Raw genomic sequence first — 26,443 nt, forward strand, 5'->3', positions numbered from 1 at the left:
TTTTAATGATTTCTGATTATATTGAGATTTAGTAATAAAAATACTCATTTAAGTGTTTTATCGATGTTTTTAATCGTTTTATCGGATAAAAATTATTTTTTATCGGATTTTTTTATTACACTTGTCAAAATTTTAAGGTCTAAAACAACAAAGAACCAAAAGAAATTACGTACAACCATTTAGATATCCCTCGTCTAAAACCTACTTACTATGAAGAATAAACTACATTCTCCGTTATATTGTCTATTTAACATTTGTTTAAATTTCGATAAAAAACCTATTGTTTTATTACTTTTTACAAGTTTACTATTGACCAGTAGCTTAGCCCAAGCACAGTTACCTCAATTCGATAATTTTGAATCGGGCTGGGGAAATTGGAACGATGGAGGTGGTGATTGTGAGTTAGATAACAATGGGTATATTAATGGTAATGATACGGTAAGACTGAGAGACGACAGTGGAACTGACTCCTCCACATTTAGTGATACTATAAACTTAACATCCTATTCTTCGGTAACTTTTAGTTTTCTATTTTATCCTGTAAGTATGGAAAATGGAGAAAATTTCTTTGTAGAATATAACGATGGAAGCGGTTATACAACAATAGCAAACTACATAAGAGGAACCCATTTTAATAATGATACGCTTTATTCGGATTCCATAACATTAACTTCAGGGGCATATACTTTCAGTACAAACTCAAGATTTAGAATCCGTTGTGATGCCAGTGGTAATGGAGATTATGTTTATATAGACGATATTAATATAACTGGCGTAACCAGTGCTATATCATATTGTAATCCTACTGGGTCAGACTCAGATTATTATATCGATGATTTTTCAACATCTGGTGGTGTTACCAACATTACAAACAACAATACAGGTTATTCTACAAATGGTTATGGCAATTATACTAGTCTATCTGCAAGCCAATACAGAGGTTCAAGCTTAAATTTTTTCAGTAATTTTCAAGATCCTACATGGCAGAACGGATTTGGGTTTGGATTATGGGTAGACTTTAATGACGATGGAGATTTTAATGACGCAGGAGAGACTCTTTACAACAATGGTTATATTGATCCTGTTAATGATAGTTTTACAATCCCTATTGGAACCACACCAGGAAATTATAGAATGAGAATAGTTGCCGATTGGGATGATGCTACACCAAGTTCTTGTCCTAATTCAATTCGAGGAGAGTCTGAAGACTACACCTTAACAGTATTAGACATTCCTCCATGTACTGAACCAACCAGCCAACCCACTAACCTAACTTTTAGTAGTACGACCGAGAACTCTATGATTGTTAATTTTACACCTGCACCAAGTACTGCTGATAGTTTTTTGGTAGTCTATAACACTACAGGTACAATTCCTGGGATTGGCGATAACACTACTTATAATGTTGGTACCTATGGCGGCAACATAGTTATTGGCAATGATGATACTACAAGTTTCAATTTAACCGGTCTTGCAAACGACACTACCTATTATTTTTACGTGTTTGCGTTTAATGGTAATTGTAGTGGTGGTCCAGATTACTTAAGAACTTCTCCTTTAACGGGTAATGAAACAACAGAATCCTATTGCATACCTAGCAGTACTAATTCAAGTAGATATATTGATGATTTTTCTACCACAGGAGGTATGGCTAATATTACTAATAATAACAGCGGTTTTTCAAGCAATGGTTATGGTAATTTTACATCTAACTTTGTCTCGCAACAGGCTGGTTTAGATATAGCTTTTACTGCAAACTTTCAAGGTGGTAATCACGGCTTTGGTATATGGGTAGATTTTAATAATGATGGTGATTTTACAGATACAGCGGAACAAGTTTACTTAAGTGGTTCATACGCAGACCCAATTAGTGACACCTTTACAATCCCAACAGCTACATCTTTAGGCAGTTACCGAATGCGTATTGTTGCAGATAGAAATGACTCCACTCCAAACCCTTGTAGTATTAGTGGTTCTGGAGGGGAAGCAGAAGATTACACTTTGAACGTGGTGCCTAGACCACCGTGTGCAGAACCGACTGACCAACCTTCTAATTTAAGCTTTAATAGTACTACTGAAACCTCTATGATTATGAATTTCACACCTGCACCAAGTACTGCAGATAGTTTTTTGGTCGTTTTCAACACAACGGGTGTAATTCCTATAATTGGAGATAATACAACTTATAATGTTGGCACCTATGGCGGCAACATAGTTATTGGCAATGATGATACCACAAACTTCAGTTTAGATGGTCTTTCAAGTGACACTATCTATTATTTTTACGTGTTCGCATTTAATAATAGTAATTGTACAGGTGGCCCAGATTACCTAATGAATCCATTAGTTGGAAGTAATGCCACCTTCGAATTCTGTTCCCCATCTAATGCCTTAGGAACCTCAGATTTAGGATGCCCTTCTGTAGATGCTGGTGGCGCAGGATTAAATGGATTGGATATTAACCTAAATTGTTTCGATTCTTATACAACAACTTTAGAAGCACAATTTCTGGAATTAGGAGATACCTCAAGCTATGCTGTAGAATCTATTGACTATAATCCGCCATTTCAATATGGATGTCTTGCAAATCCTGTTAGTGTAAACGTTGATGATGTATGGTCCGATGTTATTAATTTACCTTTCGATTTTTGTTTTTATGGGACTACGTACGACTCCTGTGTCATAGGCTCAAATGGTGTTATATCTTTTGATACAAGTTTGGCTGATTCCTATTCTGGTTGGGAAATCACAACTGACTTACCAAGTTTCAGAAATACTGACGCAGGTTATTTCGGACCTTCCATTTATGGTGCCCACCATGATGTGGATCCTAGTGTTGGTGGCGAAATTGGTTACCAACTAATTACATTAGATTCTGGTTGCCAAGCGCTAGTAGCTTCATGGTATCAAGTCCCTATGTATGAAAATAATTCTATAATATATACGGGAATGATGGTATTTTATGAAGCCACCAATATTATAGAGGTCTACATAAAAGAGAAAAATATCGATGGTACCTGGAACGATGGAAACGGAGCTATTGGGCTTCAGAGAAATGGTACAGAAGGGATTGTTGCCCCTGACAGAAATTCATTGGATGATGACTGGCAGGTAAGTGAAGAAGCTTGGCGCTTTGTACCGTCCGGACCATCAATAACGAGTTTAAAATGGTATGAAAACTCTATTTCAGCAGCCAATGAAATTGTAGACCCAAATAACGATGGACAAATTACCGTAACACCTTCTGACACCACCACCTACATTGCAGAAGTTTCTTATGACGTTTGTGATGGCCCAACGTTGGTAACAACAGATGCTACAACAGTGACTATCTCTGGTCGGAAAATATGGAATGGTTCAGTAAACTCTAATTGGACTACCGCAAATAATTGGACGCCGTCTGGTGTGCCTAATAACACCAACTGTGTTATTATCCCTGATACTTCAAGGGATCCTATAATAACAGGTATCGTTAAAGGCAAAGGCTATAATCTAGAAATTGCAGATGGCGCCACCTTAACACAACAATCCAATTCATCGCTGACTATAGAAGATGAAGTTACAATAGATAGCAACGGCGAATTTGAAATTAGGGATAGTGCCAATTTCATACAGGTTATAGATGTCGCTACAAATGAAAATACAGGAACTGCGAAAGTGCAAAGGGAAGTTGCAGGGTTGAATACTTATGATTACGTGTATTGGTCATCACCTGTAGAAACATTTAACGTGTCCGATATTTCCCCAAGCACTTCAGCTGGTGGCAGATACGAATGGACGCCAACCGTAAACAATGGCACGGCCGGAAATCATGGGGAATGGATCACAACCTCAGGCACCATGAACATTGGACAAGGTTATGCCATTAGGGATTTAGAAGGCACACTAATGGCAGATATTGCACAGTTTGAAGGTAAATTAAATAATGGACAGATCACACATTTGATTAAGAGAGGCACTTATAATGGTGTTAATTATCCAGGTATCGGCAATACAGCAACTGCAGAAGATGATAATTGGAATTTAATAGGAAACCCATACCCTTCTGCAATATCTTTGGCAGCTTTTACGGCCGCAAATCCCAACATTGATGGAACCTTGTATTTTTGGAGACACAACTCAGCTCCAAGTACCTCAGCATCGAATCCTTTTTATGACGGTTACCAATATAATTACTCGGCCAATGACTATCTAAGCGCCAATAATTTAGGATCGACACCATTTGGCTTTAGTGATTACATTGCTGCTGGTCAAGGCTTTTTTGTACAGTTACTCCATACCGCTCCACAAACAACCGGAATTGTCTTTAATAATTCCATGAGAGGTCTTTATGATAACAGAGGGTTCTACAGATCCACCGGTTCAACTACAGACGATGAAACTGAATCAAACGAAAAACATAGAATCTGGTTAGATTTAATTGACGAAAACAACACGGCGTTATCGGTGCTGATTGGTTATGCAACTAGTGCAACCGATGCTATTGACAGATTATATGACGGTCATTTATTAAACGACACCAATTATCAATTTTATTCTATAGTAGAAGACCCTATCAAGGATAATAAATTGGCCATTAACGGACTTGCCTTACCTTTTGAAGATACTGATATTATTCCTTTGGGCTTTAAAGCACCTGCACAGGGACAATTCACCATAGGAATCAATAATTTAGATGGTGTCTTTGGCACCACAGATCAAGCTATTTATTTAGAAGATACCATGCTGAATAGCGTTCACGATTTAAGAGCCAACCCTTATGTATTCACATCAGATCAAGGTACATTTGATGAGCGTTTCCGACTTAGGTTCAGTACGCAAACCCTTAGCATTAAGGATCAGGAAGCACTCGCTAATTTAACGATTACAAATCGTAACAGTACCATTGATGCCATAGCGCCACGCGAGACCATTAAAACATTTGAATTGTTTGATATCACTGGTCGTGTCATTCACAAAAACCTTAAAGTGGATAGCACCAACTACAGTTACCAAACCCAACATCTAAGCCGTGGAACTTATGTGGTTACCGTCACGCTTAGCAATGGTGCAACCAAGTCTAAAAAGTTGATCATTTAGATTATATCTAATATATATATCATTTTATCACAAAGGCCTTGATTTCAAATAATCAAGGTCTTTTTTGTTATAGATAATTCAACGTTAAAAGACAAATTTTTACAGTCCAGATGCCAATTTTCTATACGAAATTATCAGCATTATAATTTTAATGTTTAGATCCATTTTAATGATAATTAAAGGAAAAATACGGAATTTAAATTGCCATAATGTGTAATGATTTTTTATCATTAGTCAACGCTACAATCATTCTTAACTTACTCAAATTTAAAAAAATAAGCTCATTTCACTGATAAAAAAGTGATTTGAGCGTCCAAATGGCATGTTTAGTCGAAAATCTGACAATCAAATCTTTATAACTGACTGATATATTGTAAATTATATTCACATTTACCCCCTTATTAAATTCATATGATGAAAAAATTACTTTTACTAGTCATTTTAACAGTTTTATTGGGCATTAAGTTAAACGCTCAAGGAGACTCTGTTGCTAACTCAGAAGCATTTTGTTCTGGTGGTGGAGAATTAGTATTTAATAATATAACTGGGTCACCCAATTCTACAACTGTTGGTTGTTTGGGTACTATACCGAACGCTGCATATTATTTTTTGGAAACAGATCGTCCAGGTGATTTGGTTTTTACTATATCACAAACGGATCTAGGTGGTACACCAATAGATGTAGATTTCATTGCTTGGGGACCTTTCGCGTCAATTGCTGCGGCTGACGCAGCTATTAATTTAGCTCCATGTACTCCAATAGCATGTCCAGACAATACTATTGATCCCACTTTTTATCCCTATGCGAGTGACGATATAGTAGATTGTAGTTATGATCCCGCTCCAATAGAAAATTTGAGCATAACCAATGCCATGGCTGGAGAAATATATATTGTTCTCATTACTAATTATGATGATGTCCCTGGGAACATTTCTATCCAACAAACTTTTGGAACGGGCTCTACAAGTTGTAGCGGTATTCCTGTTTGCGGATCGGGCTTTTATGATAAAGCAGGACAAACTACTGATTACGCTAATAATGAAGTAAACGACATCACTACGATTTTCCCTGATGTTGCAGGTGGCATAGTAACTGTGACGTTTAATTCTTTTGATTTAGTAGATGCTGGTGACACTCTGGCAGTTTATGATGGAGATTCTGCAACCACGTTGATAGGCACATATTCTGGCACTACAATACCTGGTCCATTCACGTCAACAGATCCCTCTGGCGCATTAACCTTTGTATTTAATAGCAACGCATCTGGTGTTGCTTCAGGGTGGGATGCAGACGTTACTTGTACAGAACCTCCACCGACTTTAGTTTGTGGAACCACTTTTACAGATAGTGGAGGTATCGGATCAGATTACTCAAATGATGAATACAATATTACCACGTTTTATCCAGATACTGCAGGAGAAGTAATTACAGTAACCTTTACGGCATTTGACATAGAACCATTTGATCCTTTTTTTGGATTTTTTGATTATATGGCTGTCTATGATGGACCAAACACCTTAGCATCTTCTCTAATCGGGCGATTTGCAGGGACGGAATTAGCTTTAAGTTCATTTACCTCCACACACCCAACTGGAGCTCTAACCTTTTTGTTTGTTAGTGACAGTTCATTAGTCTATCCTGGCTGGACAGCAGATGTTACCTGTGGTATTCCGACTTCAGATTGTGGTATTTCCTTTTATGACACTGGAGGTTCTGTTGGAGATTATTTAAATGATCAATTCCATGTCTCTACCTTCTATCCAGATAGCCCAGGAGATTTGGTCACCGCTACATTCAATGCTTTCAACATAGAAAACACTTATGATTTTTTATATGTCTTTGATGGCCCTAATCAATTTTCAACCCAATTAGTAGGCTCTCCTTTTACTGGCAATACCATTCCTGGACCATTTACGTCAACTCATGCATCTGGCGCATTAACTTTTGTCTTTATTAGTGATTTTAGTAATACATTATCTGGTTGGGAAGTTGATATAACCTGCAGCAATCCGCTAGATATTTGTGGCACAACTTTTTATGATGATGGTGGACAGGGTGGAAATTATTCTAATAATCAAACTGATGTCACTACAACCTTTTTTCCAGATAATCCTGGTGATGTTGTTACAGCTACATTTACATCGTTTAATACTAGATTATCTCCAGATAACCTTGAGGTTTTTGATGGCCCAGATGCTACATATCCTTCTTTAGGTGTATATTTTGGAAATATAACCCTTGGACCTTTTACTTCTACAGATGTTTCTGGTGCATTAACTTTTGTGTTTAATAGTAATAATAGTCAAAATCGAGCCGGTTGGGCAGCAGACATTACATGCAGCACGTCGCCATGCAATCTAACCATTAGGGACATCCCAAATGGACCTTCATGTAACCCAATATACACAGAACTTTCTGTGAGTGACAACGTTGTTTTTTCTGAGAATTTTGATGCTTTTGGTACGCCTTCGGGTTGGACTATCGACAATGGTCCTAATAATACAGAATGGTATGTTAGCAATTCATCAAATGCTGGTGGTGATGCAAATGAATTTATTTTGGCTTGGTTAAGAGGAAATCGAAATAGTAACGGAACATGGAGTTTAACAAGCCCAGTAATAAACATAAATGGAATTACAAACTTGGAATTAAGTTATTATCAATTTTTAGAAGATTTTGATTTTACGAATTATCCTTATTCAATTTTTATTGAAACATCTTTAGATAGTGGCCCATGGATTGCACAAAGTTCAATGACACCTACTGGAGATGTAGGACCAAACATCCCAAACATTGATTTATCCACTTTATCAGGAACAACGTTACAAATTCGATTTCGAATGACCGGAATGCCATATGGCTTTTTTAATTGGGCAATAGACAATGTATTGGTTACTGGAGATGAACCTCCATCTGGTGGACAAATCACGTGGTCACCAATTACAGATTTATTTACCGATGCATCATTGACAACAGTATATTCTGGTGGATTTGCAGAAACAGTATTTGCAGCCCCTAATAGCACTACAACCTATACGGCTACTGACACTTCAAATAGCTGTACGGCTACTGCAGATGTCATTATAGACCTTAAAACTTGGATTGGTGGAGATACAACAGCACCTAATACTGATCCTGTTGATTGGATGAATGCTGGCAATTGGTCTGGTGGTACTATACCATCTGCTACAGATTGTGTGCTTATACCTAATACTTCAAATAACCCAATACTTTACTCAGGTGATAATGGAACCAGTCTAAATTTAACTATTAATGCTGGCGGCATTCTAAATCAAGAATCGAATTCCACGCTTACTGTAGTGAACAACATTTTAGTTAGTACTGGAGGTAATTATAACATGGAAGATAGTGCGAGTTTAATACAAGTAGACAATGTAGCTAACACGGTTGATGGCGCATTTACCATGCAAAGAACAGCAAACATCATAGAAAACGATTACGTCTATTGGTCGTCACCTGTAATTACTTTTAATATTGAAGCTATATCACCGGGAACTCCCAATGGATATAAATATAGATGGCTACCAACAGTAGGCTCTCGTTTTCCTGGACCTGCTCCAGATTTTGTCCCTAACGATTATGGTGATTGGCAAAGTGCTAACACAGGACCCATGGATGTAGGCAAAGGCTATATTGTAAAAGGACCAACTGGTTTCGGATCAACACTGGCACCATTTACCGCAACTTTCTCAGGCACACCAAATAACGGAGTTATTACACAAGCAATTGAAAGAGGAACGTATACAGGTACTCCCTATACGTATATTCCAAATGGATCTGCAACACTTACTGTAACTAGTGACGATGACAACTGGAATTTAATAGGAAATCCATACCCTTCCGCCTTACATTGCATAGACTTTTTATCGGCTAATACCAATGTAGATGGCACCGCCTACATCTGGACCCACGGTACGGATATTGGTGCTGGAAATGGGCAATCTTTTTATGATGAATTTACTTATTCTTACAGCGGAGCGGATTACTTGGCAGTTAATGCCACAGGAAATTCAATTCCAGAAACTTATAAAGGTTTTATTGGTGCAGGACAAGGCTTTTTCGTTTTAATGATGGATACAGGGTTACCTAACCAAGTGGTAACTTTTGAAAACACCATGCGAAATTTCGATTATAGAAATGATCAATTCTTTAGAAATACAGCAACATCTGATGAAGATTCACATACCAAACATAGAATTTGGCTTGACTACATTAATCCTTCTGGAGGCACCAACACTACGCTGGTCGGATATATTGATGGTGCAACAAATCTGAAAGATAGAATGTTTGATGCCAAAACCACGAGAGGCGATGGTTTAAACCTTTATTCCATGATAAATGATGATGCCTATATTATTCAAGGCAGACAAACACCTTTTGTAGATTCTGATACGGTTCCTTTAGGACTTAATATTACTGAAGCTGGCATACAGACCATTGCTATTAATACGTTAGACGGATTGTTCCAAGACACCGACCAACAAATTTATATTGAAGATCTCGTAACAGGAATGATACACAATCTTAATAACGCGCCTTATACCTTTACAAGTGACACAGGAATTATTGAAGATCGATTTATCCTAAGATATACAGCAAGCACCCTTGGAGTAAAAGATTTTGAAAGTTTAAATGGCATAAAAGTCTTTAAGGAAAATGATAAAATTGTGGTTAAATCCGATTTTGAAACCATTCAATCCATTGAAGTTTATGATCTATTAGGTAGGAATCTTTTTAAAAATTCTTCAATTAATATGACACGTTACACAATTGAAGCTATTAGTCCAGAAAAAGTGACCTTATTTTTAAAAATAAAGTTAGTTGATGGGCAGCAAAAAATAGCTAAGCTTATTTTCTAAAATAATTTACAAACACAAACAAAGGCCTTGATTTTAAATAGTCAAAGTCTTTTTCGTTTTTATAAGCTTCACGTTCAAAGGAAATATTTCGGTACGCCAAATACCAATTTCCATATTGAATCAATCGGATAAAAAATTCAGTTATATAAATGATAAAGAACGGCACTATGAGCAATTCAAGTTGCTGTCTTAAATGGATTTTTTCATGATTTATCAACACCTTGTTCTCCTTCAACCCCTTAAACTTTAAAAACATAAAAGGAAAAATGGTTAGACCCAAATACCCTTTTGGCACTATATATTTTGAAATTAAGATCATACCTAGTTCGTTTCAAAAATCAAACCATTCTCATTTTCATGAGAAAAGCAACAGAATGGAAACCTTGACAATGTCAAGGAATTCTTTCTCGAATTTACATTATCTTTGTTGATATAGCGAATTGATTTTTTATAAACTCACAAACATGAGAATTTTATATAAAATATTTATTAATGAGTTCTCTTTCCTTCGGAAAGGGCCAGGGACAGGATTATGAAAAAATACGTCCCCATAGAAGATGGAGATTACTATCTCACGCCCGAAGGCTACCGCTGTTTTACAGAGCAATACCATCTAAAACGAGGATTTTGTTGCGAAAGCGGTTGCAGACATTGTCCGTATGGTTTCAACCCTTCAGCTTCACTCAGTACAGGCGACAATAAATTAAAAAAAAAGTAATGCAGACGACAACTTTATCATTCAAAGATCAAATATTAAAGGGTATTCCAAATAGTTTACCTGAGCCTAAACCTTTTGATATTTCTATAAATCATGCACCAAAACGTAAAGCTATTCTATCTCATGAGGATGAAAAACTAGCCTTAAAAAATGCCTTACGTTATTTTGATAAAAAACATCACAGAACCTTATTGCCAGAATTTAAAAACGAATTGGATACTTATGGTCGTATTTACATGTATCGCTTAAGACCCGATTATAAAATGTATGCACGGCCAATTTCAGCATATCCTGCAAAATCTAAACAAGCCGCAGCCATTATGCTGATGATTCAGAATAATTTGGATCATGCCGTAGCACAACATCCGCACGAATTGATTACTTATGGTGGGAATGGTGCCGTGTTCTCAAATTGGGCACAATACCGCTTAACCATGAAATATCTGGCGGAAATGAACGACGAGCAAACCTTAGTGATGTATTCTGGTCATCCCATGGGATTGTTTCCTTCGCACAAAGAAGCACCAAGAGTTGTTGTCACAAACGGGATGATGATTCCTAACTATTCCAAACCAGATGATTGGGAAAAATTCAATGCACTTGGTGTGACGCAATACGGACAAATGACAGCCGGAAGCTATATGTACATTGGCCCACAAGGTATTGTGCATGGCACAACAATAACCGTACTCAATGGTTTTAGAAAAATAAAAAAAGAACCCAAAGGGAACTTATTTGTAACTTCTGGTTTAGGCGGCATGTCTGGCGCGCAACCCAAAGCTGGAAATATTGCAGGTTGCATTACGGTGTGTGCAGAAGTCAATCCAAAAATCACACAGGTAAGATTAGATCAAGGTTGGATAGATGAAAAAATTACCGATTTAGACGAATTAGTTTCAAGAGTCAATAAAGCTAAAGCGGAAAAAGAAACTATTTCCATCGCTTATTTAGGAAACATAGTTGATGTATGGGAAAAATTTGACCAAGCCAATATCCATATCGACTTAGGCAGTGATCAAACATCGCTTCATAATCCATGGGCAGGTGGTTACTATCCAGCTGATATATCTTTTGAAGAGGCTAATGAAATGATGGCGAATCAACACGAACTATTCAAGGAAAAAGTTCAAGAAACTTTACGTCGTCATGCGGAGGCTATTAATAAACATACTGCAAAAGGCACTTATTTCTTTGATTATGGGAACGCCTTTTTATTAGAAGCCTCTCGTGCAGGAGCTGCCATTTACAAAGATTCATCAGGAAATTTTGTTAACAAATCCACCCTCTCTTCCCTAGGGGAAATGACAGAAAGATGGGCATATCCCAGTTATGTCCAGGACATTATGGGCCCAATGTGTTTTGATTATGGTTTTGGGCCTTTCCGTTGGGTTTGCGCTTCGGGAAAATCTGAAGATCTAACAAGAACTGATGAAATTGCCTGCCAAGTTTTAGAGGACATCAAAAAAAATTCGCCAGAAGAAATCCAGCAACAAATGGCAGACAACATTCAGTGGATTAAAGGCGCACAAGAAAACAAACTCGTCGTAGGTTCACAAGCGAGAATCCTTTACGCTGATGCGGAAGGCCGAATGAAAATAGCAGAAGCTTTTAACCAAGCCATTGCAAATAAGGAAATAGGAATGGTAATTTTAGGAAGGGATCATCACGATGTTTCAGGAACCGATTCGCCATACCGAGAAACGAGTAATATTTATGATGGTTCACGTTTTACGGCAGATATGGCGATCCACAATGTTATTGGAGATAGTTTTAGAGGCGCCACTTGGGTCAGTATCCACAATGGTGGAGGTGTTGGCTGGGGAGAGGTAATTAACGGTGGTTTTGGTATGGTTCTTGATGGTACTAAAGAGGCATCAAAACGTTTAAAACAAATGCTGTTTTGGGACGTTAACAACGGAATTTCAAGACGCAGTTGGGCAAGAAATGAAGGCGCAGTTTTTGCCATAAAACGCGCTATGGAATCTGAACCTAATTTAAAAGTAACGTTACCCAATTTTGTTGACGACGATTTATTTGAACATTTAAAATAAAAAAAAAGCGATATGGAACAATTAATGAAACCACTTAAAATTTTACCTGCACTACTTTTATTGGTCGTGCTCTCATCATGCAGCTCAGTTAAAGTTGCTGCCGATTATGATAGAGAAGCCAATTTTGATACTTATAAAACCTTTGCATTCTTTAAACCTGGCATTGACAAAGCAGAAATAAATGACATAGACAAGCGCAGAATCCTTAGGGCCATTGAAGCAGAGCTCATGGCAAAGGGTATGACAAAATCTGAAAATCCAGACATGCTAGTGAGCATTTTTACAAAATCGAACCAACGTGTTGATATCTACAACAACTCTTGGGGAGCTGGTGCTTGGGGCTGGGGAGGTTTCAACCGATGGGGTTGGGGCTGGGGTCCTGGTATGGGCTGGGGAGGAAACAATGTTTCCACCACCACAGAAGGCATGCTATTTATTGATTTTATAGACGCCAATAAAAAAGAATTAGTCTGGCAAGGTTCTGGTACTGGTTATTTGGTAACTAGAAATGTTGACAAGAAAGAAGCCCGTATCAAGGAATTTGTATCTAAAACAATGGAACAATTTCCACCGGCGCAATAATACTTAATTGAACTTATATAAACTTAAAAGCATCGATTAGTCGATGCTTTTTTTTGTTTGTATCATTCGCATAGTGTTTAAATCTAAATACTTTATCTTTGCCGACTTTTAAGAGCACTTATTATGATACTAGGCCAACAAACCCGAAAAAACTTTACGCAAAACCCCAAAAACGATATTCTTTCAGGATTAACGGTTGCCTTAGCCTTAGTCCCAGAAGCCGTAGCATTTGCATTTGTTGCAGGTGTTGATCCGTTAGTTGGACTCTATGGCGCCTTTATGATGGGAATTGTAACGGCACTTTTTGGAGGACGACCAGGAATGATATCTGGCGCTACCGGAGCAATGGCTGTTGTTATGGTGCATCTTATCCAAAAAGGAAATGAAATTGGCCTAAATCTTGAAAACCCTATTGAAAACCTTGGTTTACAATGGCTTTTTATAACCTTACTATTTGTTGGTGGTATCCAAATTCTAGCAGGAGTTTTTAAACTTGGTAAGTTTGTCCGCTTAATTCCCCATCCCGTGATGATGGGTTTTGTGAACGGATTGGCCATTGTTATTTTTCTATCGCAATTGGGCCTGTTCCCCAATGCCGTTCCTAAAGATATTTCATTTTTAGACCAAACTTCAGAATGGTTTTCTGCTCTATTCTCTAATGCAACATTCTGGAAAATGATGGGCTTCATTGGGTTGACCATGGGAATCATGTATGGTTTGCCTAAACTGACTAAGAAGATTCCTGCAGCCTTAATCGCAATTGTTGTAGTGGCCTGTATTACAATTTTTGGACACATTGAAGTCAGTACTGTAGGTTCATTTATAGCTGAAGGTGGCGGAGATGGATTAGAAGGTGGGCTTCCAACATTTCAAGATCAAATATTTAGCTTATTCAGCACACTTTCCGGACATTGGGGTTTAATCCTCTCTACGGCTTTTATTTTAGCAGCCGTTGGTTTAATTGAATCGCTCATGACCTTAAACCTCATTGATGAAATGACCGAAACACGAGGAAACGGCAATCGGGAATGTATAGCACAAGGTGGTGCGAACATGTTAAACGGCCTTTTTGGCGGTATGGGTGGCTGCGCCATGATCGGGCAATCCATAATCAATGTAGATTCTGGTGGACGCGGCAGATTATCTGGAGCTGTGGCAGCTATTGCTCTACTCTGCTTTGTTTTGTTCGGTGCGCCTTTAATTGAACAAATTCCTATTGCAGCATTAGTGGGCGTAATGTTTATGGTGGTTATTGGCACATTTGCTTGGAGTAGTTTTAGAATTATAAGAAAAATACCATTATCAGATGCCATTGTGTTAATAGCCGTTTCTGCAATTACGGTTTGGCAAGATTTAGCCGTAGCAGTAATAGCAGGTGTTATCATTTCGGCATTAGTTTTTGCTTGGAAAAATGCGACTATGATTAGAGCTCGAAAACGTATTCAGCCAGATGGTACAAAAACCTATGAAATTTGGGGCCCTTTATTTTTTGGGTCCATTCAGAATTTCAATTCAAAATTTGATGTTAAAAATGATCCAGAAAAGGTTGAAATTGACTTTGTAGAGTCACGTGTTAGTGATCATTCCGCCATGGAAGCTATCTTTAACCTGGTTAATAAATATGAAGCGGAAGGAAAATCCATTAAGTTGAAACATTTAAGTGAAGATTGTAAAGCTTTAATGTACAAAGCCAGTCCAAAATTTAAAGAGGTCATTATTGATGACATTGATGATCCTCGTTACCATTTAGCGGCTGATCCTGAGAAGTTCACTAAGCCTTTGTCCGAATACAACATGTAATTCCAAATTTGGCACGTTTTAAACACTAAGGTCTAACTAATTAGGACAAATTAATTATTTTGAAATAACTTGCCAAAAATATTTGATTACCAACTATTTAAACTATCTTTGCCACTTAATTTAATATATTTTAATATGAGTACTGGTACAGTAAAATTTTTTAATGACTCTAAAGGTTTTGGATTCATAACAGAAGAAGGAAATAACAAAGAGCATTTTGTACATATTTCTGGTTTAGTCGATGAGATTAGAGAAGGTGATAATGTAGAATTCGATTTAGCAGAAGGAAAAAAAGGTTTAAATGCAGTAAATGTAAAAGTTATATAATTATATACCTTACAATCTTTTTAAGTATAAAACCTATCTTTTTAGATAGGTTTTTTTTGTGTTCAATTTGCTACGAATTTAAGTCCCACAATTGAAATAATTAAAGTCGATATAAAAAATAATCGCCAAAAGGTAGCGGGTTCCTTAAATACAAATATTCCTACGAGAACAGTACCTACAGCTCCAATCCCAGTCCAAACTGCATAAGCCGTTCCAATGGGTAATTCTTGTGATACTTTTACAAGTAGATACATGCTTATAGCTAGACAAATTAAAAAACCAATGTACCAATAGGTGGTTTCATTTCCTGTTGACTCTTTCGCTTTTCCGAGACAGGCTGCAAAAGCGACTTCAAATAAACCTGCAATGATTAGTAAGATCCAGTTCATTTTATTTATTAATCAATAATATCAAAGTCCAAAATTTCATTTGTTATATTCGGATGTTGGCAAATCGTTTCTATTTTTAATCTGTATCAGAAGCTAATATTCCAATGTAATAGTTTTTTATAGGATTGTAAACTGTCCAAAAATGAGTTCCCCACCATTCTTTTCCATCATCAAAGTAATTCGAACAATCAGTATTCCATTTTAGAATCTCGATTTTATTCAAGTCTGAAAATAAAAATTCGCAGAAGTCAATAAAATATTTTCCTGTTTCAAATATATTATTTGATACTCTAAATCCGTGAACTGGGTCTAAAAAAGCTTGTGCAAAACCTATTGTGTACAATTCAGATGTATTATTCTTGTAATGTTCGAAATCACGAATGTTAACTATATTTTCATTTATTTCTTTACTGTCAAAATAGAATAGGTTGTTTAGATTAGTAAATCCTCTTAATATAGGTTTCTTTAGTTTGAAATCGAACAAAGGTCCTAAAAATTCTTCAACTGATATTTTATTTCCACTTTCGTTCATTTTATTCTCATCAAAATCTATTTTGAAATAATGACTGTTTTTTTGAAGTTCCAATATGGAATTTCTTGCAGTAAGCAAGTGAGAATCATATTCGCTGGTTTTTTTGTCAAGCTTGAAAATTTTAAAGTCAATTCGACCACCATAATTATCAAACTCTTTTAGCTTATCGTTTATGTCTTTAATTTCAAGTAATTCTATGGTTTTCAAATCAGATTGTGGTTTTTCCTAAATGTTTGCCAACTTGATTGTAAATGGTTAGTTGCGTGGTTAAGCAACTAATTTAGTAAACAAAAACTTGCCAGAGAAAATTCTGCAGTAATTTTCCAGATTAGAAATTGCTAAAGCAATTAATTATACACGGTGTTACCATTTCGTTGTTTTTTCTTTTAATTTTTGGTCAGTCCTAAATTCTTTTTATAAGTATGAGTAAATTCAGTCAGCGTTTTATTCCGCAAACTTTTGTCAGTTCCGATTAAGTGAAATTCATCGGTCCAAAAAAAACGGCACTATTCTTTGGTTTAATTCAGACTTCTTATTGTTTTTTGTACTTTACTCATATTAAAAAATGATTTTGATAATATAAACCTAATTATTTTAATAATTATGAAAATAATAACTCTACTAATTCTAATCTGTTTTATCCCTAATTTTTTGTTCGCTCAGCAAGTCTCTAAAGCGTCGCTGGACAATGAGGCAGAAGCTGTATGGTATTCTTTTAAAAATAATAGCAACATCATAAATGTACAGAACTACAAAGAAAAAGGTGATTATATGTATACGGTCACTGTTTTGGATGAGAACTTAGAAAAGATAAAATCTACAGAATTTGAAGACCGAGATGAAGATGTTTTACGTCACGTTACATTTAATGATGGTAAACTATATTTTCTGCTTGAAGAAAACACAAAAAGCGATTTGCAAATTAAATTTCACTTAAACATAATTGATATTGAAGATTTTAGCAAAACCGGCAAAACGTTAGTTGTTATCAATGAGAAAGATGATTCAAATGTAATACGCAGGTTTTTTAAAGTAAATGGAGACAATGCATCCTTTGGTATTGTCAATTTTAGGGATGATTATGTGGCTATTTCTTATGAGATTAGAAATGAATCGGTCAAAGAAAGAGTTTCGTATTTGTTTGATAAAAATTATAATCAAATCTTCAAAAAGGAAAAAGAATATTCTATAGAAGATAGAGATGAAAAATTCAGACACTATAGTAGTGATATTGGAGAAACCAATGAGACGTTGTACGTTTTAAATAATACGCCAGAATCCAATACATATAAATTGGAAGCAATAAACGATGAATCTTATACGTCTAAAAATATTGTTTTTGACAAAGAGGGACATCGTGATTTAAGCTTAGAAAAAACAAAAAATGGATTGTATTGTGTAGGTTTTTTTATTGACGAGAAAAATGAAAACGGCGCCATTTATTACTCTAAACTTTCTGATGATTTAGAAATATTGAGCGAAGAGTATCTTCCGTTTTCTGATAATTTTTATGATGACTTGAACAAAAAACAAGTAAAGCGTGGGGTTTTATTGAGTCTATTTGATGTGATAGATGATGATAATGGATCATTATATATTATAGGAGAGGTAAACAGAGTTGGTGTTGCTGGTAGAGATACACAAGGTTTTAACAATTTAAATGCTATTAATGATGATGTTATTGCTTGTAAAGTAGATAAAGACGGTACTTTAAACTGGAGTAGATTGGTTAATAAAAGTCAAAAATTTTATTATTCGCAATATGCATCATTCAAGCCATTTATTATTGATAATAAGTTGCACTATGTCTTTAATAGTGAGTTTAATATAGAAGATGTGAAAACAGATAAGAAAAGTAATAGTGGCATGCGACCAGGCTCAGCTCAAAAATTTAATGTCTATTTAGTTAGTTTTAATGATGAAGGTATATTTGAGCACCAACAACTAACTGATAAAAAAGAAGATTTAAGATATTTACCTGTAAATTCTCATGTTATTAAAAATGAAATTTTAACAATGCCTGGCTCGCGTAAAAAAGAGAATGGCTTTTTAAGAGTGCAGTTTTAGTAGTCGTTATAATAATTTTAATTCTTTAACTATTTATAGTTATTAAAGCCCGATTGATTCAATAATTCCGAAAACAAGCTAAAAAGTGAGATGAAATTTTTGTTTAATATTAGAATGTGAAATTAGCGCAATTTATTCAGAGTTTAATTTTTCAAAATCTGATATCTTTAAATCTCAATTTTCCCGTTGTAAGTATGTTCTGCAATGAATGCCAACAAGTTATATAACAACCTTCATTACCTATATCCCGTAAATATCTCAGAATATATTAAGGTTAGAATTACTGTTATCTAGTAAAGATAATTTTTTTATAGTAGTATCCAAAAGGCTACTTAACTGCTTTAAAACTTTAGATGCTACAAATTTATTATGTTAGTTTCTGATCCATTTTGACCTAACTGTTCTTATATGTGCCTTATGTTACTCCCTTCTTCTAAGGAAGTTCGCAGTTTAAAACGAGAATATCAAATAACTTCCAACGATTAATTTTTAAAACAATTTCTTTATCTTAAATTTACCCAAAGTTCCCACGATTGTATGCTGAACTTGTTTCAGTAAAGTGGGAAACTTCTAAAAATCACAAATATCTTAAAATAAAAGATCCCCGTTTTCATGGGGAATGTTATGATCTCACAAAATTCCATAGCACAAGTTTTTGAAACCGCTCGCGTAGAAGAGGTCATTGGTGATTTTGTACAACTGAAAAAATCAGGAAGTAACTTTAAAGGCTTAAGTCCTTTTAGCGAAGAGCGCTCTCCTAGTTTTATGGTTTCACCAGTGAAACAAATATGGAAGGATTTTTCTAGTGGCAAAGGCGGAAATGCAGTCACCTTTTTAATGGAGCACGAGCATTTTACCTATCCTGAAGCCATAAAATACCTCGCTAAAAAATATAATATTGAAATAGAAGAAACCGAACGAACCGACGAGGAAAAAGCACAAGCGGATACCAAAGAGAGTTTGTATTTGGTTAGCGAATATGCAAACACTTATTTTCAGAAAGTACTCCATAGTACCAATCAAGGCAAAGCCATTGGACTAAGTTATTTTAAAGAACGAGGGTTTACTGAAGAAACCATTAAAAAGTTTCAGTTAGGCTATTCGTTAGATGAATGGCAAGCGTTTACAGATGATGCCTTAGGTAAAGGCTATAAACTCGAATTTCTGGAACAGACCGGTTTAACTATTGTTAAAGGCGACAAACGCTTCGATAGATTTAAAGGTAGGGTAATGTTTCCTATTCATAGCATGAGTGGGCGCATACTAGGTTTTGGTGGTCGTATTCTGGTCAACGATAAAAAAGCGGCTAAATACCTCAACTCACCGGAAAGCGAAATCTACCATAAAAGTAAAGTGCTTTATGGCTTGTTCCATGCGAAGCAAAGCATTGCTAAAGAAGACAATTGTTATTTGGTGGAAGGTTATACAGATGTCATTCAGTTTCATCAAACTGGCATTAAAAATGTGGTATCCTCATCCGGAACTGCTTTATCTTCAGATCAAATTCGGTTAATCAATAGGCTAACCAATAATATCACCGTTCTCTTTGATGGCGATGCCGCGGGAATAAGAGCTTCCATTAGAGGTATTGATTTAATTTTGGAACAAGGTGTTAACGTGAAGATTTGTACGTTTCCTGATGGCGAGGATCCTGATAGTTTCTCAAAATCGAATACTTTAGAAGAACTTACCGAATACCTCAATGATAATGCTAAGGATTTTATTCAATTTAAAGCGTCTCTATTAGTTAAAGAAGCGGATAATGATCCTATAAAAAAAGCAGAGACTATTCGCGAAATCGTCAATAGTATCGCCAAAATCCCTGACCAAATAAAGCGTGAAATTTATATCCAAGAGTGTGCACGAATCATGGATATTAGTGAAAACGTATTGTTCAGCACTTTAGCACAGATCAACAAGAAAGAATCTCAAGACGCCAATAAAAACTACAAACAAGATCAAAAAGCGTTTCAGGTTGTAAAAAATGAACCTCAAACCAAGCAAAAGGTTGATATTCAATTTGAATTGGAACGCAAAATCATAGAAATCTTAATGCTCTATGGTGATAGAACGGAACAATTTGAAGACTTAATATTAACGGAAGAAGAATCTACTGGCGAATTGGTTTTAGAACCCACAAAACACGAAACACGTGTCTTTGAAAAAATATACCTAGACCTTCAGGAAGACGAAATGCAGTTTACCAATCCGCAGTTCAAAGTACTCTACTACTCTATTATTGACAAATTGAATCAAGATGAAAATTTTTCGACTAAAAACTTCGTGAATCAACTCGATCAAGATGCTGCAAGTACAGTAACCAGTATTTTAATGGAAGATGAACGCTATAACTTACATGATTGGCAACGCAATCAAATTATCCCAAAAGAAAAAAAAGATTCTATTTCACAACTGGTAAGTCAAACGATATTGAGTTTACGTTGCCATCTTATCGATAAAAAAGTAGCAGAATACAAAAATGAAACTTTAAATGAAAATGCCGACACACGTTCCATCATCGAAGATGTGAAAGACTATGTTGGTCTTAAAATGTTATTGTCCCGTAAATTAGGTAAAGTTGTTGGCTAAATGATTTAAGCTAAGTTATGATGTTTAGCTTGATGAATTAAATCCACAATATTAGTGACATTGAGTTTCTTAAACAATCGCGCTTTATAGGTGCTCACTGTTTTTTCGTTAATATCTAACTCTTGAGCAATTTCTTTGTTCTTGCGACCAATGGAAAGTAATTTTAAAACTTCAACCTCTCTAGTTGAAAGCTTTTTGAACATTCTGCTCCTACTCTTTCGTGTATCTTCATAGCGTAAATGTTTGTCCATTTTTTCACTAAGTGACGTTTCTCCTGTGCTGATTTTACGCACAGCAGCTTCTAGTTCTTCAATGCTAGCTGATTTGTTTAAATAACCTGAAGCTCCAGCTTTAAGCGTACTAATGGCATAAATCTCTTCTGGCTGATGGCTAAACATCAACACATTTACAGATTTATTTTCTTTTTTAATAGCTCTTAGCGCAGTGATACCATTAAGTTCTGGTAAATCGATTTCTGATATTATAACATCAACTTTATGACGTCTAACGAATTCAAATATCTCAATTCCACTGCCTAAACTGCCAATAACTTTAAAGTCTGGTTTACTATTTAAAAATAATTCTAATCCAGTTCTTACGATTGGATGACTATCAACAATCAATATATTTATCATGACGATTGTATTTTGGTTTTTGGTTAGGGTAATTTATGCAATTAAATACAATAGTGGAGATTTGTTAAACAAAAATAATTAAAAATTAAATAATTTAGTAACATTATTTGCCAAAAATGCAAAGATTATTTTAAATTGTTGGGAATTTCGCAAATCGGTATCGCAATCATCTTATGTTTGTTTGAGGTGTTGTAACGCATAAAAATTTCAAAGGCTTTACGTTGTCTTCCTTCAAAATCTGCAACCGTTTTACCTTCATCTTTCATTTGCATCGCCCATTCCAATTCTGGATATGATGCGCCAATTTGATCCTCGTCACTTCTGGCATCTCCAAATAAACCATCACTAGGAGCCGCTTTCATAATAGATTCTGGCACTTTTAAATAGTCCCCAATTTGATAAACTTCAGACTTCAATAAATCTGCAATCGGACTTAAATCTACTCCTCCATCGCCATATTTCGTATAAAAACCAACACCAAAGTCTTCTACTTTGTTACCAGTTCCAGCGACTAAAAGGCCTAACAGACCCGCATGATAATATAAGGTAGTCATTCGCAAACGGGCTCTAGTATTTGCCAAAGCCATATCAACTGTAGTTTGTTGGCCTTCTAAACTGACTTCGGTTTTAAATTCCTCGAACACAGGCGTCAAATCAACAACCGTGTCTTTCACATTAGGAAAACGCTTTTTTAATTGTGCAATGTGCTCTTGCGCTCTAGTGACATGACTTGGCGCTTGATGGATGGGCATTTCAATACATAAAAGATCTAAGCCCGTTTTTGCACATAGTGTTGACGTTACAGCAGAATCAATTCCGCCAGAAATACCAATAACAAAACCATTGACTCCAGCTTTTGTGGCATAATCCTTTAACCAATCTACAATATGATTTACTACCTTTTCCGTTTGCATAATTTTTAATTTTTTATTTTAGAACTCATTTATAAAGAAGTGTACCTTTGCACAACAAAAATAACGCAATAGTGTTAGGATTAAAAATGTTTTACCAAATGCAGATTAAATTTTATATTTTATTAGCTGTCGGATTGCTATTTCTGTCATGTAATGAGGAGTCTAAGGTTGAAAAAGAGATAGCGACCATTGAAGCCGATTTCACTGTTGAACGTTTTGACAAGGCTTTTTTTGAAGCTAAACCCGAAGATTTATCGACATTAAAAGAAGCGTATCCGTTCTTCTTTTCTAAACGTGTCCCAGATTCCATTGTGATTCATAGAATGAAAGACACTTTACAACATGAATTATTAACGGAAGTCCAAAATACGTTTCCAGATTTTAAAAACACAAAACAAGAATTGGAAGGCTTATTTCAACATTTAAAATATTACGATAAAACATTTACCGTCCCACGCGTAATTACATTGACAAATGACGTCGCATACCGAGACAAAACCATAGTCAATGATTCCTTAGTGCTTATTGCTCTAGATAACTATTTAGGAGCTGACCACAAATTTTATCAGAACATACCCGTGTTTATTGCGGCAAATATGCGTAAGAGCCAAATTGTAGTTGATGTGACTGATAATTATGCCAAAAAATACAGCTTTCAAACCGATAGAAAAACCTTATTGGATGAAATGATCTACTTCGGGAAGTTACTTTACTTTAAAGATGTTATGATTCCGTTTAAAACAGATGCTGAAAAAATTGGTTATACCGAAGCTCAGATCAAATGGGCAGAAGCCAATGAAAGTCAAATATGGAGCTATTTTATTGAAAAGGAATTGCTGTACGATACAGATCCTAAATTACCAAACCGCTTTATTGCAGACGCTCCTTTTTCTAAGTTTTATTTAGAATTGGACAATGATTCACCAGGGCGCTTAGGGCAATATATAGGTTGGCAAATTGTAAAAGCCTACGCCGACACAACAGGTGAAGATATCATAACCATAATGCAAACAGAGCCACAAATTATATTTAACAAAGCTAAATTTAAACCCAAAAAGTAATGTCTAAAATTATTAAATCGAAAATAGTATTAAACGTTGAACTCGATGAAAATCGCGTACCGGAAAAACTAAATTGGTCCGCACAAGATGGTGGCATAAACAACGAAGAAGCGAAAGCCATAATGTTATCGGTTTGGGATGGCAATGCGCAGGAAACATTGAAAATAGATTTGTGGACCAAAGATATGCCAGTTGATGAAATGAAACTCTTTTTTCATCAAACTTTAGTCACTATGAGTGATACATTTCTAAGAGCGACCCAAGACGAAAAAATGACCGCTACCATGAAAGATTTTTGTGATTATTTTGCTGAAAAATTAGAGTTGAAAAAACAGTAAATAAAAAATCCCAGACTAAAATTTAATCTGGGATTTTTTAATTTTTAGGGAGTACATTATAACACCCTTACAGATTACCTGCTTCGTTTTCTGATTTATAATACGGCTCAATCTTAAAACTTTCTGAAGCAACATTCATATAATCCTCTTTATTCTTTCTTTTGTGTTGCACAAACTTAGTTGGATCATAAACAGTCCAAACAGTAAGTTCATTTAATCGACCTGTCTTTGTTCTCTTGTCAATTTCATTCTTTTTAATCAAACGATCAACCGCTTCTTGGTCACTCATTTTCTGTATTTTCTCAGAACCCTGACCATTGTTAATCCTATAAACTACCCAATAGGTACTAACGATTCTATTGGATTTTGCCAAGTCTATATTTGGCATCGTTAATTCTGCATCTTTCTCAACACCTTTCGATGTCGATTTAAATAACGATAAGCTACTGGTCATAGGTTTCTTTTTCTCTTCTATTGCCTTTTTTTCTGCAACATTAGGTGTTTTTGGAGATGATGCTGCTTTTTTACCAGCTACCGCAAAATCTATTTTTTTCATATGGCTTTCTTCTCCATAAGTCTCCTTATTATTATTGTTAGGTAAAGCTGATTTCTTTGTTTCTAAAGCTACTTTTATGTCTTCCTTAATAATTGGCTCTTCAATTTTTTGTAGTTCAACATCAGCAATGACTTCTTTTTTTGGAGTTGTTTTTCTGCCAAAAAGATCTGAACTATCCGTTATTGAAGGAGCTGATTCAAGAACATCAAAGGGTTCATTTCTCAATAAAGTAATCACAATTAATTTATCACTAAGAAGCGCTTCAACAATATATCTACCCACCGGAACATCTGCAATAGGTATAACAACATCATTATCCTTAACTTTTATGACACGCTCAAAATCGTCATTAAAAATTACGACTTCATAAATGGTACGTTCACATTTAAAAATAAGGTGATCTCCAGTGTTGTTGAGATTATGCTTTAGCTCTTTGGCTCTAACATTTACATTTTGATAAAGGGTGGATTTTTGACCATAAACTATAGATGCCAAAAGCACGAATACGAAGGTATACAGTAGTCTCATAATAAGTAGGTTTTTTGTTTTGGGAAACAATTTGAGCATTAAACCAACTGTTGGGGCTGGCTATATGCTATCGACAAAGTTATTCGCTTTTTTGTATCCTGTTTTCTATTTCAGACGCGCTACTTGTTTTTTAGTTAATGTGCATTAACGGTCGTTAAAACACTTAAAACACCTTATAAACGGAAAATTTGAACTTTTTTTAAAGACCTTTTAATTTTTTAAAATGAGCTTAACAAATTTTCCACATAAATCTAATCTGGAAATAGAACTATTTAAAAATGGATATATCATTAGTGAACCCTAAAGATTGGCTACTTTATTATGGGTAGAAAAGTAGGGTTGCGTATTAAATAAATCTGACGTCAATGAATAGAAAAAATCAGGATTTGAAACCTGATGTTCCATAAATTTTGTTGTATCATAAACTTCCCAAACCATCAATTCGTTTAGTTTACCCGAAGGACTATTGAGCTCTAGCCTATGTTTCAGTATCATTCTATCAGCCGTTTTTTTATCCACTAATTGCATGGTTTTACTAGAACCGCTTTCATTATTTATCTTCGTTACCGCCCAATAAAATTTTTGCTTTTTAGGTGTCTGTTTTTTTGACTTTGCTCCTGTTAACATTAAGGCAATACTCTTATTTGGTGTTTTGCTTATCACATTTAGACTTTCGTCTAACATCATGCCCTTACCTTCAGCTATGTCATTATTATTGTAAGATTTGTTCTCTATATCATAGTCGTATCGCATTAAACCAAAGATAAAAATCTTATCATCTAATTTAGCTTCAACAACGAATTTGCCTTCTGGTATGTCATTTAATGGAATTTGTGCATCCAATCCATCGACTTGGACTATTTTTTCAAAATCTTCGTTAAAAATGTCAACCCGCAAAATTTTAGTTTTACTACTTAATAGTAAGCTATCATTAGAAGCATTCAAATTATGCTTTAGTTCTTTTGCTTTCGGATTAAAGTTTTTTAACAATGTAAAATTTTGACCATAAGTACTTAAAATGGAAAGTAGGACGAGTAGTGTGCAGATGTTCTTTATCATAACATTTACTTTTAAAATTTGAGGGCGGTTTTCAAATATTGTGGTGTTAGAAAACATCAATATTTGCTTATTCTAACACTAAGTTATGATCATATATCTATACGCAATTATTTATAAGACATGTTGCATTTTTTTTAGACAATACACGCCCTTTTACGATATAAAGCAAAAAAATAGGATTTAATTGAATGGTGTAAATATGTGAAATAGCCATATAAAGTAGTCAATTTACAATAGTTTGTTCGTCATTCCTTTACGACCAATTGAGAGCGACAAAAATTAAATTATAAGACGAATAGAATTTAATTCTCTACAAGTACTAAAGTTATTTGTGAGC

18 protein-coding genes are annotated in these 26,443 nt (G+C 35.3%); 11 read left to right on the forward strand and 7 right to left on the reverse strand.

The genetic code is table 11. From position 1 onward, the window contains the following. The first annotated feature begins 210 nt into the window (after positions 1-210). Complete coding sequence (locus HM987_RS14815; RefSeq protein ID WP_179008819.1) at positions 211-5,079, forward strand: GEVED domain-containing protein; 4,869 nt, start codon at positions 211-213, stop codon at positions 5,077-5,079. Positions 5,080-5,490: 411 nt separating this feature from the next. Beyond that, entirely contained in the window at positions 5,491-9,960 is a 4,470-nt protein-coding gene (locus tag HM987_RS14820) for a CUB domain-containing protein (RefSeq protein WP_179008820.1), read from the forward strand. On the opposite strand, the gene HM987_RS14825 is transcribed toward HM987_RS14820, so the two are convergent. Next, positions 9,950-10,279 carry a hypothetical protein gene (locus HM987_RS14825; RefSeq protein ID WP_179008821.1) on the reverse strand — a complete coding sequence of 110 codons (330 nt, stop codon included), beginning with the start codon at positions 10,277-10,279 and terminating at the stop codon, positions 9,950-9,952. The two genes, HM987_RS14820 and HM987_RS14825, sit on opposite strands and share 11 nt — an antisense overlap. 213 nt (positions 10,280-10,492) lie before the next feature. Here HM987_RS14825 and HM987_RS14830 point away from each other — a divergent pair, with 213 nt between their 5' ends. The 5 genes from HM987_RS14830 to HM987_RS14850 all read left to right on the forward strand — a co-directional run bounded on the left by HM987_RS14830 (position 10,493) and on the right by HM987_RS14850 (position 15,438). Further along, entirely contained in the window at positions 10,493-10,678 is a 186-nt protein-coding gene (locus HM987_RS14830; RefSeq protein ID WP_179008822.1) for a DUF5522 domain-containing protein, read from the forward strand. Then, on the forward strand, positions 10,678-12,729 hold the full coding sequence (locus tag HM987_RS14835; protein WP_179008823.1) for a urocanate hydratase: 2,052 nt from the start codon (positions 10,678-10,680) through the stop codon (positions 12,727-12,729). Before HM987_RS14830 ends, HM987_RS14835 begins: the two co-directional genes overlap by 1 nt. 24 nt (positions 12,730-12,753) lie before the next feature. Next, positions 12,754-13,311: a DUF4136 domain-containing protein gene (locus tag HM987_RS14840; RefSeq protein ID WP_178992027.1), complete on the forward strand. Its 558-nt coding sequence runs from the start codon at positions 12,754-12,756 to the stop codon at positions 13,309-13,311. A 123-nt stretch (positions 13,312-13,434) separates the two neighbouring features. Next, on the forward strand, positions 13,435-15,111 hold the full coding sequence (locus HM987_RS14845) for a SulP family inorganic anion transporter (RefSeq protein WP_179008824.1): 1,677 nt from the start codon (positions 13,435-13,437) through the stop codon (positions 15,109-15,111). A 135-nt stretch (positions 15,112-15,246) separates the two neighbouring features. Then, a complete protein-coding gene (locus HM987_RS14850; RefSeq protein WP_020895249.1) occupies positions 15,247-15,438 on the forward strand; it encodes a cold-shock protein in 192 nt (63 codons plus the stop codon). 62 nt (positions 15,439-15,500) lie between these two features. Here HM987_RS14850 and HM987_RS14855 read toward each other — a convergent pair whose 3' ends face one another. Both HM987_RS14855 and HM987_RS14860 read right to left on the reverse strand, forming a co-directional pair. Then, positions 15,501-15,827 carry a DMT family transporter gene (locus HM987_RS14855; RefSeq protein ID WP_179008825.1) on the reverse strand — a complete coding sequence of 109 codons (327 nt, stop codon included), beginning with the start codon at positions 15,825-15,827 and terminating at the stop codon, positions 15,501-15,503. A gap of 76 nt (positions 15,828-15,903) precedes the next feature. Beyond that, positions 15,904-16,566, reverse strand: coding sequence for a hypothetical protein (locus tag HM987_RS14860; protein ID WP_179008826.1), 663 nt, complete (start codon positions 16,564-16,566; stop codon positions 15,904-15,906). Positions 16,567-16,962: 396 nt separating this feature from the next. On the opposite strand from HM987_RS14860, the gene HM987_RS14865 reads away from it, so the two are divergent. Next, positions 16,963-18,426: a hypothetical protein gene (locus HM987_RS14865; protein ID WP_179008827.1), complete on the forward strand. Its 1,464-nt coding sequence runs from the start codon at positions 16,963-16,965 to the stop codon at positions 18,424-18,426. A 624-nt stretch (positions 18,427-19,050) separates the two neighbouring features. Continuing rightward, positions 19,051-21,015 (forward strand): DNA primase, encoded by a 1,965-nt coding sequence (gene dnaG, locus HM987_RS14870; protein ID WP_179008828.1) that lies wholly within the window; start codon positions 19,051-19,053, stop codon positions 21,013-21,015. Positions 21,016-21,020: 5 nt separating this feature from the next. Here the strand turns inward: dnaG and HM987_RS14875 are convergent, their stop codons facing one another. Beyond that, positions 21,021-21,650 (reverse strand): response regulator, encoded by a 630-nt coding sequence (locus HM987_RS14875; RefSeq protein ID WP_179008829.1) that lies wholly within the window; start codon positions 21,648-21,650, stop codon positions 21,021-21,023. A gap of 125 nt (positions 21,651-21,775) precedes the next feature. Next, positions 21,776-22,564, reverse strand: a complete 789-nt coding sequence (gene nadE, locus HM987_RS14880) for an NAD(+) synthase (RefSeq protein WP_179008830.1) — start codon at positions 22,562-22,564, stop codon at positions 21,776-21,778. Positions 22,565-22,662: 98 nt separating this feature from the next. Between nadE and gldB the strand changes: the two genes are divergently transcribed. Together gldB and gldC are read left to right on the forward strand one after the other, a co-directional pair. Further along, positions 22,663-23,625 (forward strand): gliding motility lipoprotein GldB, encoded by a 963-nt coding sequence (gene gldB / locus HM987_RS14885; protein ID WP_179008831.1) that lies wholly within the window; start codon positions 22,663-22,665, stop codon positions 23,623-23,625. Then, entirely contained in the window at positions 23,625-23,963 is a 339-nt protein-coding gene (gene gldC / locus HM987_RS14890) for a gliding motility protein GldC (RefSeq protein ID WP_179008832.1), read from the forward strand. Before gldB ends, gldC begins: the two co-directional genes overlap by 1 nt. Positions 23,964-24,030: 67 nt before the next feature. Here the strand turns inward: gldC and HM987_RS14895 are convergent, their stop codons facing one another. Together HM987_RS14895 and HM987_RS14900 are read right to left on the reverse strand one after the other, a co-directional pair. Continuing rightward, on the reverse strand, positions 24,031-25,047 hold the full coding sequence (locus tag HM987_RS14895; protein ID WP_179008833.1) for a hypothetical protein: 1,017 nt from the start codon (positions 25,045-25,047) through the stop codon (positions 24,031-24,033). 300 nt (positions 25,048-25,347) lie between these two features. Next, entirely contained in the window at positions 25,348-26,106 is a 759-nt protein-coding gene (locus tag HM987_RS14900) for a hypothetical protein (protein WP_179008834.1), read from the reverse strand. Positions 26,107-26,443 lie beyond the last annotated feature (337 nt).

This window comes from Winogradskyella forsetii (assembly GCF_013394595.1).
GTDB lineage: Bacteria > Bacteroidota > Bacteroidia > Flavobacteriales > Flavobacteriaceae > Winogradskyella > Winogradskyella forsetii.

Coding starts and splice junctions, on each gene's coding strand:
- HM987_RS14815 (WP_179008819.1), top strand. CDS start 211: ATGAAGAATAAACTACATTCTCCGTTATATTGTCTATTTAACATTTGT.
- HM987_RS14820 (WP_179008820.1), top strand. CDS start 5,491: ATGATGAAAAAATTACTTTTACTAGTCATTTTAACAGTTTTATTGGGC.
- HM987_RS14825 (WP_179008821.1), bottom strand. CDS start 10,279: ATGATCTTAATTTCAAAATATATAGTGCCAAAAGGGTATTTGGGTCTA.
- HM987_RS14830 (WP_179008822.1), top strand. CDS start 10,493: ATGAAAAAATACGTCCCCATAGAAGATGGAGATTACTATCTCACGCCC.
- HM987_RS14835 (WP_179008823.1), top strand. CDS start 10,678: ATGCAGACGACAACTTTATCATTCAAAGATCAAATATTAAAGGGTATT.
- HM987_RS14840 (WP_178992027.1), top strand. CDS start 12,754: ATGAAACCACTTAAAATTTTACCTGCACTACTTTTATTGGTCGTGCTC.
- HM987_RS14845 (WP_179008824.1), top strand. CDS start 13,435: ATGATACTAGGCCAACAAACCCGAAAAAACTTTACGCAAAACCCCAAA.
- HM987_RS14850 (WP_020895249.1), top strand. CDS start 15,247: ATGAGTACTGGTACAGTAAAATTTTTTAATGACTCTAAAGGTTTTGGA.
- HM987_RS14855 (WP_179008825.1), bottom strand. CDS start 15,827: ATGAACTGGATCTTACTAATCATTGCAGGTTTATTTGAAGTCGCTTTT.
- HM987_RS14865 (WP_179008827.1), top strand. CDS start 16,963: ATGAAAATAATAACTCTACTAATTCTAATCTGTTTTATCCCTAATTTT.
- dnaG (WP_179008828.1), top strand. CDS start 19,051: ATGATCTCACAAAATTCCATAGCACAAGTTTTTGAAACCGCTCGCGTA.
- HM987_RS14875 (WP_179008829.1), bottom strand. CDS start 21,650: ATGATAAATATATTGATTGTTGATAGTCATCCAATCGTAAGAACTGGA.
- nadE (WP_179008830.1), bottom strand. CDS start 22,564: ATGCAAACGGAAAAGGTAGTAAATCATATTGTAGATTGGTTAAAGGAT.
- gldB (WP_179008831.1), top strand. CDS start 22,663: ATGCAGATTAAATTTTATATTTTATTAGCTGTCGGATTGCTATTTCTG.
- gldC (WP_179008832.1), top strand. CDS start 23,625: ATGTCTAAAATTATTAAATCGAAAATAGTATTAAACGTTGAACTCGAT.
- HM987_RS14895 (WP_179008833.1), bottom strand. CDS start 25,047: ATGAGACTACTGTATACCTTCGTATTCGTGCTTTTGGCATCTATAGTT.
- HM987_RS14900 (WP_179008834.1), bottom strand. CDS start 26,106: ATGATAAAGAACATCTGCACACTACTCGTCCTACTTTCCATTTTAAGT.